At 42.0% G+C, this 18,092-nt stretch carries 12 protein-coding genes and 1 pseudogene; 5 read left to right on the forward strand and 8 right to left on the reverse strand.

Translation table 11 applies throughout. From position 1 onward, the window contains the following. Position 1: 1 nt before the first annotated feature. The 4 genes from EFY79_RS02370 to EFY79_RS21355 form a co-directional block, all read right to left on the reverse strand. The gene (locus tag EFY79_RS02370) at positions 2-1,300 is read right to left on the reverse strand and encodes a spondin domain-containing protein (RefSeq protein ID WP_123119053.1); all 1,299 of its coding nucleotides are present in this window, start codon (positions 1,298-1,300) and stop codon (positions 2-4) included. A gap of 401 nt (positions 1,301-1,701) precedes the next feature. After that, a complete protein-coding gene (locus EFY79_RS02375; protein ID WP_123119054.1) occupies positions 1,702-2,238 on the reverse strand; it encodes a hypothetical protein in 537 nt (178 codons plus the stop codon). Positions 2,239-2,676: 438 nt separating this feature from the next. Beyond that, a complete protein-coding gene (locus tag EFY79_RS02380) occupies positions 2,677-6,189 on the reverse strand; it encodes a T9SS type B sorting domain-containing protein (RefSeq protein WP_123119055.1) in 3,513 nt (1,170 codons plus the stop codon). A gap of 266 nt (positions 6,190-6,455) precedes the next feature. After that, positions 6,456-6,752: a hypothetical protein gene (locus tag EFY79_RS21355; RefSeq protein ID WP_158605124.1), complete on the reverse strand. Its 297-nt coding sequence runs from the start codon at positions 6,750-6,752 to the stop codon at positions 6,456-6,458. A 147-nt stretch (positions 6,753-6,899) separates the two neighbouring features. Between EFY79_RS21355 and EFY79_RS02385 the strand changes: the two genes are divergently transcribed. Next, positions 6,900-7,919, forward strand: a complete 1,020-nt coding sequence (locus EFY79_RS02385; RefSeq protein WP_123119056.1) for a nucleoside hydrolase — start codon at positions 6,900-6,902, stop codon at positions 7,917-7,919. 269 nt (positions 7,920-8,188) lie between these two features. On the opposite strand, the pseudogene EFY79_RS21685 reads toward EFY79_RS02385, so the two are convergent. Together EFY79_RS21685 and EFY79_RS02400 are read right to left on the reverse strand one after the other, a co-directional pair. After that, positions 8,189-8,521, reverse strand: a pseudogene (locus EFY79_RS21685) (HepT-like ribonuclease domain-containing protein). 15 nt (positions 8,522-8,536) lie between these two features. Continuing rightward, positions 8,537-8,827 (reverse strand): nucleotidyltransferase family protein, encoded by a 291-nt coding sequence (locus EFY79_RS02400; protein WP_123119058.1) that lies wholly within the window; start codon positions 8,825-8,827, stop codon positions 8,537-8,539. A gap of 315 nt (positions 8,828-9,142) precedes the next feature. Between EFY79_RS02400 and EFY79_RS02405 the strand changes: the two genes are divergently transcribed. Next, positions 9,143-9,901, forward strand: a complete 759-nt coding sequence (locus EFY79_RS02405) for a hypothetical protein (protein WP_123119059.1) — start codon at positions 9,143-9,145, stop codon at positions 9,899-9,901. A gap of 170 nt (positions 9,902-10,071) precedes the next feature. Here the strand turns inward: EFY79_RS02405 and EFY79_RS02410 are convergent, their stop codons facing one another. Beyond that, positions 10,072-10,770, reverse strand: a complete 699-nt coding sequence (locus EFY79_RS02410) for an alpha/beta hydrolase family protein (RefSeq protein WP_123119060.1) — start codon at positions 10,768-10,770, stop codon at positions 10,072-10,074. A 682-nt stretch (positions 10,771-11,452) separates the two neighbouring features. Here EFY79_RS02410 and EFY79_RS02420 point away from each other — a divergent pair. The 3 genes from EFY79_RS02420 (at position 11,453) to EFY79_RS02430 (ending at position 13,998) form a co-directional block, all read left to right on the forward strand. Further along, on the forward strand, positions 11,453-11,866 hold the full coding sequence (locus EFY79_RS02420) for a hypothetical protein (RefSeq protein ID WP_148041832.1): 414 nt from the start codon (positions 11,453-11,455) through the stop codon (positions 11,864-11,866). 45 nt (positions 11,867-11,911) lie between these two features. Then, positions 11,912-13,390: a sensor histidine kinase gene (locus EFY79_RS02425; RefSeq protein ID WP_199727414.1), complete on the forward strand. Its 1,479-nt coding sequence runs from the start codon at positions 11,912-11,914 to the stop codon at positions 13,388-13,390. Positions 13,391-13,725: 335 nt separating this feature from the next. Next, a complete protein-coding gene (locus EFY79_RS02430; protein WP_123119063.1) occupies positions 13,726-13,998 on the forward strand; it encodes a PDDEXK family nuclease in 273 nt (90 codons plus the stop codon). A 132-nt stretch (positions 13,999-14,130) separates the two neighbouring features. On the opposite strand, the gene EFY79_RS02435 is transcribed toward EFY79_RS02430, so the two are convergent. Beyond that, on the reverse strand, positions 14,131-17,967 hold the full coding sequence (locus tag EFY79_RS02435; RefSeq protein WP_123119064.1) for an eIF2A-related protein: 3,837 nt from the start codon (positions 17,965-17,967) through the stop codon (positions 14,131-14,133). Positions 17,968-18,092 lie beyond the last annotated feature (125 nt).

Below are 18,092 nucleotides of genomic sequence, written 5' to 3' on the forward strand. Positions count from 1 at the left end.
ATTATTGGATGGTTACCTTAATAATGTTACTTATAGCAGGGAGTGTTGTAAACTGGTTTGGGTTGGGTACCTCTTCAATCGGCTTGCTTTCACTAAGTGGTGTGCCCGCAAGATTGAATTGGGTAACGCCTGCCCCCGGGAACTGGTTCACTGCTGTGCCGTCGTCAAACAGGCCTACCTGTGAAGAAATATCGGCGGCCTTTGTAGCATCAATTTCCCCTTTCGTAGCAAAGAACCAGTCGTTGGAAAAACCGTACATGGTAGCGATAGCAATCTTATCGCCTTTGGCAACATGAATTTCTTGTGACACGCTACTGCCTGGCTGTTCATCCATTGCAGGTAGCAGTACCTTGGTATTTGCTGCCGGCAAAACATATACGTTTTTGACCCCCTTGACAGTTTTTAAGTAGCCGGCTAATCCGCTGGCATCTCCCTTTTGGGCCAGTGCGGTCAAGCCATGTCCTGCATCATTTTGTCCGGCAGTATAAACGGGATTAGTGATCCCCTTGTAAATCACTACCAATACCGGCGATAAGGGGGTGAAAATACCGGTAATATTTTTCAGATAGGAACTCAATGCGCTGTTATTGCCCATTTCAGCGATATTGGTGAGTCCGTTTGCGTTAGGTTTACCCTCAGTATAAATGGGATGGGGGTTCAACAAATTGCCACCGGCGATATAAGACACTGCCCACACACCGGGACTAAACGGCGTTTCATTCGCCGTGCCTCCTGAGATATTTTTGAGTGTAAGCGTAAACATTGAATTGCCCTCATATTTTAAAGTAGCCTGCATCAGTGATGAAGCGGGCAGGTAAGTATTGCCCTGGGCATCCGATCCGTTTACCTCCACAATATTTTGAGAGGTAGTCTCCGCTGTTCCCGGATGGCTAACTGCAGAGCCGGGTTGCTGGTTGATGCGCGTGCCATTATCCCACAGTTTTATTTGAGAAGAAACATCACCTTCGATGGGATTGCCGCTGGCATCATATACATGGATGCCCGGATTTGCAGGGGCGAAAAATAAATCGTTTGACCAGCCATACATGGTAGCAAACGTAATGGCTTCACCCTTTGCGGCAGAAAAGGTAAAGGAAGAGGAGGCCCCTGGATTAATCAGTTGACCAGGCTTTTGAAACGTACCGGATTCAACAAGCGGTTGTGATTGCAACACGTTTTCTATGGTGATGGTATGATCACTTGTTGCAGGCATACCGGGGTGGTCTTTACTGCATGAGATCAGTATGACCGGTGCTGCTGCGGCTACCAGCAGCCATTTGGGGTTGAATGCTTTTTTCATTGTTTTTTTAATGCAAATCTGACACGATCATCAAGGAAAAACAATGATAATACTTCACAAAAAAATGACGATCTTTCCCGAAGCTGATTTGTATGCGCGGCATGGATAACGAAAATATGCAGGGAATGGGCAAGAGAAAGTTATTCACACTTTGAAACGACAGAAAGGGACAGTATCTACCTTATAGGCTTATCTGTGGCTGTGGGGCAGCTACTTTTCGAATTACTTCTTTCATGTTGCAGTAAACAAAGAAATATGTCCGGTTTTATTTCGCACTTTACACGGCCGCAAAAGGTAATTCCGGGTTGCCCGCGGGGATGCCCGGCAGGGCAGGAGGGCTATAATAAAAAAAGACGATCCCATTGTATCGTCTCTTAATCCTTTTTTGATCGCCCGTCGGCTTACTGTATAGTATACCTGGCGTAAAACTGGCCTTCTGTTATCGTTTTGGATGCCACCTCAGAACTGTTATTCTGGTAGATCACACCGCTGAAAGTTCCTTTAATGTAGGTAGAGGTTGCCTCCGTAATCGTACATTGAAAAGTTTCAGGCACCGTGCCGTAGTCATAGGTAGATACCCATTGCGACGTAGGCGCTGAGCTTCCCAATGGCGCTACAAACGTCAGCTCGTTATACGTGGTGCCTCCCAGTGCCTCTAACGTAAACGTTTTCCCGGCGGTAAAATCGTCTTTGTCAGACCACAGCATCAGGCCCATCTGGTCAGTGGAACCAAGGCCTGTGATAATGAGACTATAGTAGCCGTTGCCAAGGTTGCCTTTGAGCGCCGCAACTGATTTGTTGAAGCTTTTGGCTGAGCCGTCAACTTTGGCTTTCATGTAATAACTTCCTGAGTTGTCGGATGAAGATGATTTTTTGCACGATATAAAAGTAAAACTGACAAGGCATGCAAATACAAAAAGCGGGAGATGTTTTCTCATAGGTAATTGTTTTTGTGAGTTAATAATCCCTAAAAATAGTCGCTGAGCTCTTTTCATGCAAGCTTTCCGGCAAAAAATATTGCCTGGCCGGGCAAACGCAGCGGTCAGCACCGGAAGTCAGAGCGCGGGTAACAGTAAACGGAGCGGTCAGCACCGCAGGTCAGACCGCGGTAGCAGTAAACGTAGCGGTCAGCACCGCAGGTCAGACCGCGGGTAAAAGTAATGTAGCGGTCAGCACCGTAGGTCAGACCGCGGGTAAAAGTAATGTAGCGGTCAGCACCGCAGGTCAGACCGCGGGTAAAAGTAAAGGAACAAATTGATTGATTTTTTGTTTTTTCTGAGCACCGTCAATGCATTAAAGCAGAAGAAAAAGCAAAACAGGCGTGAATTGCAAAGAAATACGAATTTATCCCTATAGCTCTATCGGAGTCAAAGTCGTTACCGGATCAAAACAAAACTGCCTTTATCTGTTATCACCTTTCCCATAATATCTTTTCCTTTTGCTATCCAGGCAAATACGCCCGTATTTTGTAAATTTCCCCTGTAAATGCCATTCCAGCCATCGTTTAGCCGGTGGGTTTCATAAACCAATTCACCCCATTGATTGTAAATTCTGAAATAGTCAAGTTCAATAAATCCCAGCGCTTTTACAGAAAGCCTGTCGTTGATTCCGTCACCATTGGGGGTAAATGCATTAGGAATCGCAAAGTAGGATTTGTCCACCACTTGTATGTTCACCTTCACTACAGGAGCTGAACAGCTACCCAACATCAATTGGATATAAAAACTGGTATCTGCCGCTATTTTTGGAACAATAAAGTTGCCATTGTTATTTTGTTGCAGCGTAACAGCCCCTGTTGCATCTGCCCATAGGTGGTAATTACCTGGTTCTCCATTTTGGATCGCAATGGCCGCATCAGCATACCGGGGAATGATAAGATTTTGATACGAAGGGGCATCCAAAGTATAATTGGTATTGGTAATAACAAATGGGTGCGACTGTATAGGGCAAGCCCCGGCATCCGTAACTTTTAAAACATAAGTTCCGGCACCGGCATTTTGCAGATCAGGATTATTGCCTGCGATGTTATTGTATTGGTCATACCAGGTAAACGCAGATGGCCCTGTAAGGCCGTTCACCTTTACACCGGAAATGCTTCCTTCCTTCAGATGGCAATGATCATCTTCGTTAACCATTGCTGAATAATCAAAAGCCGGAATGGGGAAGCCACTGATATGTGTACTGAATATTTGTTTTTCACAACCGTTGTTATCTTTTGCAAAAAGGAGGTAGCCACCTGCCTTTAAATTATAAACAGAAGTGCCGGTGCCAATGGTTTGAGTTGACGCACTGTCGGCCCAGTGAAAAGTATAAAGGCCCGCGTCTTTATCAAATGCATTAAGCTTTATCGATCCGTTATCTTCCCCGCAAACTGCATTCTTAGCGGTAAAGTCCGTCACCCCTATCTCATCAAAAACTGCCTGCGGCACGGCAATCACCGGCGATTCATTGTTACAGCCCAAACTATTACTCACCTTCAATTGGTAATTTCCCGGCGACAGGTTAAATACATTAAGTGACGAGCCAGCTATCGAATGGTTCTGCATGTTGATCCATTGAAATGCCTCACCTCCGTTTACCGCCACCTGTTGAATGCTGCCGGAAACGCCGGAACATTTGCTGGCTGTAACCAATTTGTTGGAAGTGTCAATTAAAATATTGCCCTTTCCGGCAACTACGTAATAAGGCGTAATAATCGTATCACAGCCGGTTTCATCCTTAAATTGAAGGCGATATTTCCCGGGCAATACATTCTCCAGGTCAAAGCCATTTCCTGCCGGATGGTTCAAAGAATCAAGCCATTGAACAAATGGAAGGCCTGTTGCGTTTGTGACTGTAATGCCGCTGATACTACCGTTATTATTATTGCATGTGGAAGAAGTGATTTTTATATTTGCCGTGTGTAAAGTGGGCCCGGAAAGATTCTTCAACACAAAAGTTGCCGTATCTGAGCAGCCGCCTCCCGGAGTTATATCCACTGCTACAAAGCGATAGGTACCTTCGCCTAATCTTTCAATATCCCACTGTGTGCCTATGGTTTCGCCCTTGCTGTTGATCCATTTATAATCTGAATTTAGACTGTAAAAAAGATTGATGCAGCCTATAATAGAACCGTTCGAAAGCCCACACGAAGGTTGATTGGCATATTCAGGGCTGCTATAAATTTTCGGAGTATGATCTTCCAGGTCAGCATAATAAAAATAGTTGATGCAGGTTCCTCCGTGTACGCCATACAGAACATATTTTCCAACGCTTGCATTTACCAGGTTCAAAGACCTGCTAACCGTGTCGCCGGTTTCCATATTTAACCAAAAATAAGCGTCGGCACCCTCGGCGGTAAGGTTGGTTACGCTTCCGTTATTTTTGCCGCAGGTAGGGTACACTTGTATCGCCTTGGAAACATCGCAGGTTGGCCTGGAAAATTCACCGCTATAACCTTCTGATGAAGTGGCGATGGCTACCACGGTTGCAGTTACCGGGCCTTCGTATGTCCAATTACCTGACGCATCTGCATGCGCAGTTCCCAAATACTTCTTCCCTTCGCAGGCAGTGCATTCATCATCATAATATAAATCAATTTTAGTATCAGGAGCCGCTGTTCCGGAAACAGAATGATCCGTAGTATTGCTTATCTGGACAGAAGGAATTTTGTTGTACATGTTACCTACAACAGTAGTGGAGCCTAAGCTTGAGTTACACTCAAAAACATTTTTACCTATCGTGATGGGGCCGCAATCATAAATGGAAAGAGAGTTATTATTAGTATTCAGGTTTTTGGTCAGAAAGTAATTCGCGTCAGCTTCATTTTCATTTCCCACAATCGCTTTCCCGGAACATTTATAAAAACCTAATTTTATGGGCAGATTGCTGGTGCGATAATCCTTTGCAAAGCTGTTTCTTAATACGGTTATCATCCCGCTCACATATTTAAACACGGCATGTGCGCGAATGTTATTATCCAAAAGATCAATTTTATAATCTATAAAATGCTCCAATGACCAGTTAACCGGGTTATTTCTGCTTCTTCCAATATTTATATAGCAATCCCAAAAATCGCCTATGTTTTGATATAAGGTCGTTTTATCATAAAAGCAACCAAAAAGATTAAATTGTATCAGCAGAAATCCATTTCCTTCGGCGTATTTGGAATCAATATTGATCGCTCTTGAAGAGGTTCCTAAAATGTTCCCTTCAGCCGCAGTGCTTCCCCCGATAGTGATGTTTTTCACATTCGCCAGGGTAATACAGCACTCAGACCCTATCACCACCGGATCAATATCATCCTGGCCATTATCGTAAAACTTTCCCAGCCCGATATAATTGCTTTTGATCAATATATCACTGCATTTTTCAGAATTGGAATAAATACCATGCAGCACCCCGGTTATTACATTTCCTTTTGAGGGCGCACCTATTTCGATATTGGTTGAGTTGATGATGTTGATACCATAAAGCTGTGATGACCGGTAAGGCATGCCGAAAAGGCCCTGCCAATATCCATAATATAAGTGCAATCCAAATATTTTCACCTTGCTGGCATTTTCAACTTTGATCATTGAAAAAGAGGGAGCATAGTCATTTTTCAGGAGACATATCTTAGCGTCGGTTGTTCCGTAAGCCAAACCCGGCTGGGTAGTACCGTCTATCGTGATATTGGATGACAGCGATGGCAGTTCGGTAACCAACCGGATAATTCTCAGATTATAAGTGGCAGACGGGATGTTGAAACGGATATCATCGGTAACACTTGTCCCGTTTGCATTAGCCAGCGTTATGGCCTCTCTCAATGTGCCAGGGCCGCTATCAGCATTTGAGGTAACAATAAAGGTATCAGCAAATGCAGTATAAAAAATGCACATGACAAAAAACAGTGCAGTTAGTTTCTTCATGAGATTAATTGACACACAAAATAAAAGAAATAGTTGATTTGTAGGGTAACGTTAATAATCCCGGTTTGTTGCGCGTAAAGTAGCGGTCAGCACCGCAGGTCACAAAACGCAGCGGTCAGCACCGCAGGTCAGACCGCGGATAAGACGTAGCGGTCAGCACCGCAGGTCAGACCGCGGGTAAAAATAAACCAACAAATTGATTGATTTTTTATTTTAGGAAAAAGCAAAGGCATTTAATTTAAAACACCACTCTAAAGAAATAATGTCTATCCACCGGCTTTTGCCGCGCGCAGGCCCGGAAAAACGCGTGGAGCGATCGGAGCCTGTCCGCCCACCGGCGGATTTTCCTTGATTTTTTGTTTCTTTTGTATCAAGACAAAAGAAAAAGTAAAGAGCAAATCCGTGTATGTTTCGTTCTGAGCGCCGTTGAAGAATGCATCGAGGCAAAAGAAAGGGCAAAAGCAAAGCAGGTCAGACCGCCGGTAGCAGTAAACAGATAAATTGATTGATTTTTTATTTAGGAAAAAGCAATACAAGACATCATCATCTTTAGGAAGCAACAACTAACCCGCACGTAACTTTTTTGTTACCTTATTTTCAAGAGGAAAGTGACAAGCAAGTTTTAATTTGCGTATCGTTCGTTGGGCGAAATACTATCGCAAAACGTAAACTGAAATCAACCCTTTTTAAATTTTAAATAGCCGAAATATATGAAACGAACTATACGGCTTATCTCCACGATATTGTTATTTTGTTGCTCCCTTCCAATATATTCACAAAAAAAAATAATCATTGATTGCGATCCCGGCGTTGATGACGCTATGGAAGTTGTCTTAGCGCTGCAAATACCCGAAATAGAAATTGTTGGTATTACTATAACCTGCAATGATGTTAATATAGGTCAACGAACAAAAAACGCTCTGCGTATTGTAGAACTATCAGGAAAAAAAATTCCGGTTTTTGTAGGCGCAATAAGGCCTTTAGTAGTTGATCCTTTGCCTGCAGGACCTAACCCTATTCATGGAGAAGATTTATTAGGCAATACCAATCAACCAGAGCCAAAGATTTTTGCTGAACAAAAAACCGCAGCTCAGTTCATTGTAGATATTGCTAAGGAATATCCGGGAGAAATAACAATTTTGGCTGAAGGAAGATGTACAAATTTGGCAGATGCGATTAGATTGGATTCAAATGTGACGAAAAACATTAAAGAGGTGCTTGTAAGCGGAGGCACTTTTCACGCAGGCGGACTTATTACACCGGTTGCAGAACCCAACATTTGGTTTGATCCTCACGCTGCCGACATGGTTTTTACAGCTCCATGGAAGGTAATAGAGTTTGGATTAGACGTTAATATGAAGATTGTAATAAGCGATTCAATCTTATTACGGGTAAAGAATGAAAATCCGAAATACGGAAACTTTATTTACTCTATCACAAGACTTACCCGTGACTTTCAAATGAAAAATTTACACACTGATGGACTTATTGACCCAGGTTCACCCCTTATACTGTACATGGTTGATTCAACACTTTTTAAATTTACTAAAGCACCAGTGCGTGTAGTAACCGAAGGTTTAGCAATAGGTCAAACTATTGCACCGGTGTATCCCTTTCAATTTGAAGATTTAGCTTTTAAAAACAAACCGTTAGTTTCAATAGCCACTGATGTAGATATCAAACGTTTTTTGGATTACTATCAACAAATTATGTTAGGAAAATACCATTAGCGCTTTTTCTGAATATCATGCAAAGCACGACATTGGCTTGCTGCTATAGAGGGACGATGAACAAAAGCTTCAGTTAAGTGCAGGTATCGCCAGAAGTTACGGCGTGATGAACAACGCCAAGCTATTAGTTCTTAACTTCAACTTATAAAGCAGTAAACAAGGCACCGAAGGCCAGACCGCCGGCCACAGTAAACCAACAAATAATGCGATTTTTTATCTGCAAAAAAGCCATACAAGGTGTTTACCTTTGCTCCAAAGCAGCGCTGCGTTTATTTCTTTTCGATAAGCAGAGAAGCATAAATTTGTTGTAGCCTTTGTGCAAAAGAAGGTAACTCATTTATAATAATATTCCACACCACCTGCAGATCAGTACCAATATAATCGTGGATAAGCCTGTTTCTCATTCCTTTAATTAATACCCATGGGATATCAGGGTTATTTTTTTTCACTTCTTCAGCTAATTTTCATACCGCTTCGCCTATTATCTGAATGTTATAGAGGCAGGCCTCAACAACCATAAAATCAGAAGAAAATTCGTCAAAAGAAAGGTTTCCGGTATAATCGCCTATGTGTTTTATACAGTTAAGAATATCACCTATAATGCAGAAGGTTTTCTTTCAGACACAAATAATGTCTTTTTCGATGTAAGGCAGGTATTCCGGTTTTACAGAACGCTTTGGTATTACGTCGGTTTTAATTCCAAAAAGCGCTTCTATTTCATCAGCCATGGCAACAAAATTCAACCCCATTGGTCCATCGATATCTACCGCTATATCAATATCACTGTCACCCGTAGCTTCGCCCCTTGCGTATGAGCCAAACACACCAATACCGGTAACAGGGTATTTTTTTACCAATTCCGGCTTTAGTTGTTTTAATTTATCCACTATGGTTTCAATCGTGTACATACATGCAATTTAATTTTATTTTCTTACATTAACTTAGTGAAGCGATCTCATAAGCACCTTAAAAAACGACTACAAACCGGCGCATAACTTTTGGTTATTTTTTCTTTTAAGAGAAAAAGCGATAAGTAACTTCTTAGGCAGATGCCGGTCATCACACAAAAAACACAAATCCCGGCAACAGTAAACCAACAAATTGATTGATTTTTTATTTAAGAAAAAAAGCAAAAGCACCGCAGGTCAGGCTGGGACACATACTAACGCGAACCCTCTTTTCGTTTCTTTGTGTAAACCGAATTAACACCAAAAATTATAACTATGCAACCCTTACAGCCAGCTATAAAAAAAGACATCATCGACCATCCTTTCAGAAAAATTGAGATCGTATTTGAGGCAGGCAAAACAACCCTCACCACACAGGACGAATTGTTGCTAAATGCCTATATCCGGCTCCACGATCTGCATCTTGATATTAAAAATAAGGCTGAGAAGCTGTACCGCGAATCTGTAGCCATCAATCAAAATATAGCGTTTCTGCACAAGGAGCTGGAAAAAGTAGGGGCCACTTTTAATAGCTGCGTGGAAATAGCTGATAAGCTCTCCGCGGCCGGTTATAACCCGGAAGAGGCCAGCCTGGAGAAAATGATGGCCGCACGTGAAGAAACCGTCTCGGAGCTATCAGACTATAATACTAAAATCGTATCAGTTTATGAGGCCGCGCAAGCGCTGAACAAAAAGATGAATGAAGAAGCTGACAGCGACGAAGAAAAGCTGGAGGCTTTGTATGATGAACTGACCAGTCTGTCAATGGATCATATAGAAAATTCGGAAAACAATGCCATCGATCCGGTAGCTTTCGACGAGCAATTTAATCAATTCAAAGGATACGCCAATTCCGTCGCAAACCAGTGTGAACACCTGCTGCACAGTTGCGATAATGTACTTACCAATTATACCAATCTGAACAACCAGACTACCACCATATACAATGTGTGGAATGAATTTCTGAAACGATACGATCTGCTGATCGCCATGTCCGACCTTCATAACGGGGCAATGGAAATTAATGTCAATTAAAACTCTTACTGCTCTCTGAGTCGCCTAACCCGCTCACCCCAACGTGATACTTTTTGGATAAGATATAGCGGTCAGCACCGTAGGTCAGACCGCGGGAAAAAACGTAGCGGTCGCACCGTAGGTCAGACCGCGGGCAAGACGTAGCGGTCGCACCGCAGGTCAGACCGCGGTTAAGACGTAGCGGTCAACGTCCCTGGTAAATTAACCGCTCCTCTTTTCAATAATTTCTCTATCCAGTGGTTCGTATCTTTTGAAAGTATCTCTGTCGTATTTGTCTTACCTGCTTTAAAAGAATGATCCGCTCCTTGGATTTTTATCAGTGTCGCTTTTGGGAGTGACGAACATACCGATTCGATTAGATCCCACTGTGCCAGCGCATCACGCGTACCCTGCAAAAAAAGCATCGGCACTTTTACCTCTTTCAAATGCGCTGCCCTGTCGGTTGACGGCTTACCGGGTGCATGCAACGGAAACCCGTAAAAAATAATTCCCTTTACCAAACTTTCCGGGTGCGTTGATAGATATTGGGAGCTCATTCGTCCTCCGAATGATTTACCGGCGGCAAATACAGGAAGGCCTTTAGATAGCTGATGCGCTTTTGTAATAGCCGCTTCAATAGTAGCGTGCGCGACAGCCGGCCGATCAGGACTTCCCTTTTTATTTTCTGCAAAGGGAAAGTTGAAGCGCAACGTGGCAATCCCTGTGTCAGAAAGGGAATTGGCCAGCGCCACCATAAAAGGATGATTCATTCCTGCGCCGGCACCATGGGCCAGTGCCAGGATGCATTTGGCATTCGCGGGCAAAAGATATTCAGCCGATACATTACCAATGGAAGGTGAAACCTTAATTTTTAAAGGGCGTGTTTTCATTGCAATAGTCGTTAAAGTAGCGGTCAGTACCGCAGGTCAGACCGCGGGTAAAAGTAAACCAACAAATTGATTGTTTTTTTATTTTAGGAAAAAAGCAAAGACGTTTAACTTCAAACATTCACTACAAAGAAATAATGTCTATCCACCGGCTTTTGCCGCGCGCTGGCCCGGAAAAACGCGCGGAGCGATCGGAGCCTGTCCGCCCACCGGCGGATTTTCCTTGATTTTTTGTTTCTTTTGTATCAAGACAAAAGAAAAAGCAAAGAGCAAATCCGTGTATGTTTCGTTCTGAGCGCCGTTGAAGAATGCATCAAGGCAAAAGAAAGGGCAAAAGCAAAGCAGGTCAGACCGCGGATAAGACCTACCAAATAGGTAAACCCATTTTGATTCCTAAAATATTTTTGAAAAGAACGAATACTATTTTATTTACTTTTATCGGGCAAAAAAATAAAACAATTGTTTTTTCACAGCTTTTGAAAGTTGTTTTTAGCTTATCCGGCGGAACTGAACTTTTAGAAAATAATTTAAGAGACTAATGTGCTTTGGGAATTAACTCCTCCCACCTATTTTTTTGTAAAGTGAATATAAACCGTATGTAAACGTACTGCTGCCAACTGCCCATAAAGATGCTTTGGGCAATTAGCAGGCAACCTGCTTTTTTGTATTGACTAAATATCAACCAATGACTACAATGTACTTAACCGGAAAGATCCTTCTTACTATCGCAACGCTCATGTATTGTATTGTTCCGCCAATTGTGGATTTAAGCCGCAGCCATGCTACCAATCCGCTTTGGGTATCACATGCAAGGTTTCATGTGGTATGGCAGGTAATGATCACTACAGGCATTGGCTTGTTAAGCCTCTATTTGTTATGGTTTTCCGGCATTGGCCAAAACTTCTCCGTCAATTTTTCATTTATTCTTGGATTAATTGTACTCGGAAGTTTTTTAATAAATGTCTGCGCTAGAAAGCTTTACGCCGGAACGTTATCAGACCCTAATGGAGTTCCCCCGATATTCAAAAATGTAGATGCCAACCTGTTTTTTTTCTCACTGGCTTTCGTCATACTGCTAACAGGATATTTCATTGTTTAATTTTGGGAGATTGAAAGCTGACTTAGGCAATAAACCACAAATACTATGATGATTTCTCAACCAGAGCAATTGCTCATGGAAAAAAATGCTGAGCTGCAAAAAGAGCTCGCTGCAAAAAAACGGGAACTGAGAATAGAAGCTTCATTGCAAAAGATATGGGAAACCACGATGGCTATGCAACACAGTGAAGAAATGAAAGAAGTGGGTCTTATTCTTTTGGAACAGATGCACCTGAACGGAGTAAATTTTCCGGTTTGTCTTATTGTTATTATGAATGAAAGCGATTTGTCGATGGAAATCAATGTGGCAAACAGCCTGGACCAGCGCAACACTTTTTACAAATGCAGCATAGATGACCATTCGGTAAACAGGAAAATGTATGATAACTGGAAAACGAAAAGCCAATCATTTATTATCAAATTGGAGCGTGAAGAATTGACCAGCTACAGGCGCTATCTCAGGGAAGCAGGCTTTCACATGAATACCGGTAACTGGTCAGGCAGGAGAGCCTACAATATGGCTAACTTCAGCAAAGGTGTGATAGGAGTCATATCTGATGATCCTTTACCGCCTGAAACAATGCACGTGCTCGAACGGTATGCCAAAGTTTTTGATGGCACCTACACCCGTTTTCTTGATTTGGAAAAAGCAGAAGCACAGGCAAGGGAAGCGATGATGGCGAAAGCCCGCATTGAAAAAACATTAGTTGATTTAAAACAGGCGCAGGCACAACTGATCCAGTCAGAAAAAATGGCCTCCCTCGGCGAACTCACCGCCGGCATTGCACATGAAATACAAAACCCTTTAAACTTTGTCAATAATTTTTCTGATGTAAATGCCGAATTACTGGAAGAGCTAAAAGCGGAACGCTTAAAGCCAAAAGCAGAAAGAGATGAGCAACTGGAAGACGCGATATTAAAAGATATAAAAGAAAATGAACAAAAAATAAATCATCACGGCAAACGCGCCGATGCCATTGTAAAAGGAATGTTGCAACATTCGAGAAAAAGTACAGGGCAAAAAGAACCAACAGACATTAATCTTTTGGCGGATGAATATTTGCGGCTTAGCTATCATGGGTTAAGGGCAAAAGACAAAACCTTTAATGCCACCATGACAACAGATTTTGATGAAAGTATTGGCAAAATAAATGTGATATCACAGGATATAGGAAGAGTGATTTTAAATCTCTTTAATAACGCATTTTATGCCGTAAGCGAAAAGCAGAAGGCTAAAGGCCTAACGCAAAATGACGAAAGCGAAAAGTATGAACCTTCCATTTCTGTAATTACCAAAAAGCTGGACGGCCACATAAGTATTTATATTAAAGATAATGGCATCGGTATTCCGAAAGATATTGCCGGTAAAATCTTCCAGCCATTTTTTACTACCAAACCAGCAGGACAAGGAACCGGGCTGGGTTTATCCTTATCATACGATATTATAAAAGCCCATGGCGGAGAATTGAAAGTGGAAAGTAAAGAGGGTGGCTTTACTGAGTTTATTATTCAATTACCTGCCTGATGAATTGGAGTAAGAGTTGAAATCTTCATAGCGGTCAGCACCGCAGGCCAGACCGCGGATAAAACGTAGCGGTCAGCACCGAAGGTCAGACCGCGGATAACAGTAAACCATAGCGGTCAGCACCGCAGGTCAGACCGCGGCTAAGACATAGCGGTCAGCACCACAGGTCAGACCGCGGCTAAAACGTAGTGGTCAGCACCGCAGGTCAGACCGCGGATAAGAGATAGCGGTCGGCACCGCAGGTCAGACCGCGGGCAAGAGGGATAACAGTAAACCGATAAATTGATTGATTTTTATTTAGGAAAAAAGCAATACAAGGCGTTTAACTTTGCCTCATGGCAGATGTGCACTCCAAAGAAATACGCAGCTTCAATATGAGCCGCATTAAAGGCAAGAATACAAAGCTTGAGATGCTGGTGCGTAAATTTCTACATGCAAATGGATTCCGTTATAAACTCCACGATAAAAGCCTCCCCGGCAAACCTGATATTGTTTTACCAAAATACAAGACGGTAATTTTTGTTGAAAACATAGCGCTCGGCACCGATGGTCAGACCGCGGGCAACAGTAAATCGCAGCGCCCACCACCGAGTTCAAACCGCGAATAGAACCACGGATAACAGTAAACCTATAAATATCCCGGAATTTTGTTTTGAGGGAGATGGTTTTATTTCGACAAAGGAGAATCTATTGTATTAATGGCGGAGAGACTACTAGCAGAACAATTATATGAAAATTATTTATTTCCATCCGAATAGCGATTTTCCAATTCCATACTGTTTCTTTTGTTCTGGCGTCAATGAAGCGATTTTATCACTTTTGAGATACTCATCATAAGGAACTATTGCCCATAACCGGACTGATTGGTCAAAAGACCCTGTAAGAACATATTTGCCATTAGGAGAGAAAGCCACAGAACTAACCAAATTTGAAAATCCTTGAAATGTCTGAATCAAGGTTCCCTGTAAATTCCACAGCCGGGCAGTCCTATCAGAACAACTGGTTAAAATGTATTTGCCATCAGGAGAAAAAGCAACGGAAAAAACATTCCCTGATCCGCCTGTAAATTCCCGGATCATTTTTCCCTTCAAGTTCCATAAACGAGCAGTACCATCATAAGATCCCGTAAGAAGGCATTTGCTATCTGGGGAAAAAGTAACAGATGTAACCCTGCCTGAATGACCTTTAAATTCATGGATTATAGTTCCATTCAAATCCCACAATCGGGCGATATTATCGGAAGAACCTGTTAGAACATTTTTGCCATCGGAAGAAAAAGCCACAGAATAGATCTCCTCTGAATGGTCTCTAAATTTTTGGATCATTATCCCCTTCAAATTCCACAGACGAGCAGTGCTATCAGAAGAACCGGTAAGAACCTCTTTGCCATCTGGAGAAAAGGCCACAGAATTAACCCATCCGTTATGACCTTTAAATTCCTGAATTAAGGTTCCTTTTAAATCCCACAAGCGAGCTGTACTATCGAAAGCACCTGTAAGAATTTGTTTGCCGTCTGGCGAAAAAGCCATAGAATTAACCCATCCTCTTTCGCTCTTAAATTCACAGATCATAGTTCCCTTCAAATCCCACAAGCGGATAGTGCCGTTATCAGAACGGGAAAGGATGTGTATGCTATCGGGCGAAAAAACAACAGAATAAACAAGACCAACCTGTCCTTTAAATTCCCGAATCATTTTTTTCAGATTCCACAGGTGGGCTGTTCCATCACCGGAGGCTGTAAGAATATGAACACTATCGGGAGAAAAGGCTACAGACATAACCACCTGTGAATGGTCCTTAAATACCTGGATTGTAAATCCTCCCAAATTCCACACACGGGCAGTATGGTCATAAGAACCAGTTAGAATATTTTTACCATCGGAAGAGAAGGCCACAGAATAGATCTCCCCAGAATGTCCCCTAAATTCTTGAATCATAGTTCCTTTCAAATTCCACAAGCGGGCGGTACTATCATAGGAACCTGTAAGAATTTGTTTGCCGTCTGGCGAAAAAGTTACACAACTTATTTTGCCAGCATGTCCTTTAAATTCCCGGATCATAGTTCCTTTCAAATCCCACAGACGGGCGGTACTATCAGATGAACCCGTAAGAATGTGTACACTATCAGGAGAGTAAGCAACAGAGGTAACCTCTCCAGAATGACCTTTAAATTCCTGAGCCACAGTTCCGTTCAAATTCCACAGGCGGGCGGTATTGTCCTCTGAACCTGTAAGAACCATTTTTCCATCGGGAGAAAAAGCTACAGAATAAACTTCACCGGAATGTCCTTTAAATTCCCGGATCATAGTTCCTTTCAAATTCCACAGACGGGCGGTACTATCCTCTGAACCTGTAAGAATCCATTGTCCATCAGGAGAAAAAGCTACAGAATAAACTTCACCGGAATGGCCTTTGAAGCCCTGAATCATGTTTCCTTTTAAATCCCACAGTTGGGCGGTACTATCAGCAGAACCTGTAAGAATGTGTTTCCCGTCCGGTGAGAAGGCTACAGAATTAATCCAGTCTGAATGGCCTTTAAATTCTGTTGAATAAAAGCTATTATTGATATAAGTCGAAGTTGCGAAGGCTACGTTTACTGAATCACTATACATTTTTATACTGGCTTCTGCAAGGCGGAGCGCTAGTGAGGCATCATTATTTTCCAAAGCAAGGCGAGCTTCGGAAAGCAAACGATTCGAATCGGCAAGCTCATTTTGACGAAACGCAATAATCGCAATTATTGCGGCTATTAAAGCTAATATTGAAATAGCGACTGAAAATATCCTCGTTCGCTTTAGCTGCTTTATCTTCGTTTCCTCCCGCTGCTGTTCATCAATTTTAATGCGTTGCCTGCTTTCTTCAATTTCTCTACTTTCGGAATTTGTACATTTCCTCATGCCTGCTTTTCCGGCATCAATAATTGAAAGGTCTGCCTTACTAAATTCAACTTTGTCAGGGAGATTTTCAATCTCATATTTTTTACTATCGAGCAGAATGGATGCCCGTTGGCCAGGCAACGTGGAATTAGAAAACATTTCACGGATGATGGGCGCAAGTGAATCATGCGCCAATCGCGCAACGCTATCATTTTCTTCTTTTGGTTCAGTGAGTAAATATTTATTTTTGAGTTCGGTTACTAATCCGGAGGTCAAATTACTTTCATAGCGTTGAAACACTTCTTCTTCCGTATGTGAGGCAGAAGTTCCTCTTGGTGTCGTAAAAAAATAGAGTATATCAAGAACGAGCCCACTGGCAACTTCCTCGGGAAATTTTACGCCTACCGCCACAATCTGATCATTTATCAATGTTAACAGGCTACTACTTTTAACTTCATTAAATAAATCTTTGGTGAAAATGCGGGGCTTTTTGTCGCTCACTTTATCCCACATCTTTCGCAGTAAAATCTGTAATAAAGGAGCTACTTGCGATTGTTCATCGCTAAGTATAGCCTGGGCAATAGTTGCAGGAACTGTTTTGTCTCCAAATTGCAATTGGTAAATGTCCCGGGCTTTTTGCTCTTGTGTTACACCGCGTATTGCATCCAACACGCCATTTGCCTGAAGTGGCTTCAGGTAAAAATCTTCCACTTCCAGGTTCACAAATAAATTTTTAAATTCAGCCAAATATTCTTTCCTGAAACTTAGAATCATATTTATGTTTGTTTCAGCACCCAGTTTCACTTCTTTAAATAATTGAGCAGATTCTTCCTGTGACGAAAATTCAGCAGAAGGATTCGTATATATTTCTTCAACCTGGTCAAGAATTACTAATTGCTTATCCGTTGATTTAAGATTAGAAGTATATTCATGAAGTTTATTGGCAAGGTTTACTCCCGTTTCCCTCCTGAAATAAACGATATTCCAGCCCTTGAAATTCATGCGTGGCTTAAGACCTGCAAATAATAATGATGATTTGCCAACGCCCGATTGTCCATAGAAAAACACAATATTTCTTTCGCAGATAATATTATATAGCTGGCGGATTTCCTGTCCACGCCCGAAGAAAAGTTTTGCATCTTTTTCAGTAAAATATGCCAGCCCTTTAAAGGGGCTACCTATAGGATATTTATAAGATTCATCATCAAGAGGCAGATCTTCCAAAGGGTTACCTACATCAATATATGCTTCAATAAGCGGAATCAGTGGCAACAGATCCTGGCTAAATTCCTTTTCCCTGAGCGTTGCACAATTATATTCGGAAAGTTTTTGAAGGGATGGGGGAAGGTCTTTAAAAGAATCGGTGATTGTAGCACCTTTAACAAGAACCGGAAATATCTTTTTTCTGGCATCCGTTTTCTGCAAAGCCATTTCCAGTTCCTTCCGCACCCAATCATCTTCATTTGCCAGCCTGTTTTGTTGAGGGTTTGAACCTTTCCAGTTTTTGCCAATCATTACAATTACCACTTTCGCATTCCCCATTGCACTTTGGAGATACGCCGGAAATTCATCACCGGGCTTCATGGTGTTTGTATCAAGAAAAACAGCTTCTTCTCCAAATATTTTTTGAAGACTTATCTGAAGCAATTGTGCTGTATCAATTCCATCATCCCTACGATAGCTTATGAAGATAGAATTCATGAAGTTACTTTTGAAGAAAGAAATGGGAAATATATAAAAATGAAAAATACATCAATTTGTCCAGATTGGGTACCTGCTATCATATAGTAATATGCATCTGATAAAACTACAAGGAAAATCATCTT

Origin of the sequence: Hanamia caeni, assembly GCF_003721595.1 — a bacterium.
In the GTDB taxonomy this organism is placed as follows: Bacteria; Bacteroidota; Bacteroidia; order Chitinophagales; family Chitinophagaceae; genus Ginsengibacter; species Ginsengibacter caeni.

What these genes read in the sequence shown, in the direction of transcription:
- EFY79_RS02420 (WP_148041832.1), top strand. Translation starts at nt 11,453, where the DNA reads ATGACTACAATGTACTTAACCGGAAAGATCCTTCTTACTATCGCAACG.
- EFY79_RS02375 (WP_123119054.1), bottom strand. Translation starts at nt 2,238, where the DNA reads ATGAGAAAACATCTCCCGCTTTTTGTATTTGCATGCCTTGTCAGTTTT.
- EFY79_RS02410 (WP_123119060.1), bottom strand. Translation starts at nt 10,770, where the DNA reads ATGAAAACACGCCCTTTAAAAATTAAGGTTTCACCTTCCATTGGTAAT.
- EFY79_RS02435 (WP_123119064.1), bottom strand. Translation starts at nt 17,967, where the DNA reads ATGAATTCTATCTTCATAAGCTATCGTAGGGATGATGGAATTGATACA.
- EFY79_RS02385 (WP_123119056.1), top strand. Translation starts at nt 6,900, where the DNA reads ATGAAACGAACTATACGGCTTATCTCCACGATATTGTTATTTTGTTGC.
- EFY79_RS02425 (WP_199727414.1), top strand. Translation starts at nt 11,912, where the DNA reads ATGATGATTTCTCAACCAGAGCAATTGCTCATGGAAAAAAATGCTGAG.
- EFY79_RS02430 (WP_123119063.1), top strand. Translation starts at nt 13,726, where the DNA reads ATGGCAGATGTGCACTCCAAAGAAATACGCAGCTTCAATATGAGCCGC.
- EFY79_RS02380 (WP_123119055.1), bottom strand. Translation starts at nt 6,189, where the DNA reads ATGAAGAAACTAACTGCACTGTTTTTTGTCATGTGCATTTTTTATACT.
- EFY79_RS02400 (WP_123119058.1), bottom strand. Translation starts at nt 8,827, where the DNA reads ATGTACACGATTGAAACCATAGTGGATAAATTAAAACAACTAAAGCCG.
- EFY79_RS02370 (WP_123119053.1), bottom strand. Translation starts at nt 1,300, where the DNA reads ATGAAAAAAGCATTCAACCCCAAATGGCTGCTGGTAGCCGCAGCAGCA.
- EFY79_RS02405 (WP_123119059.1), top strand. Translation starts at nt 9,143, where the DNA reads ATGCAACCCTTACAGCCAGCTATAAAAAAAGACATCATCGACCATCCT.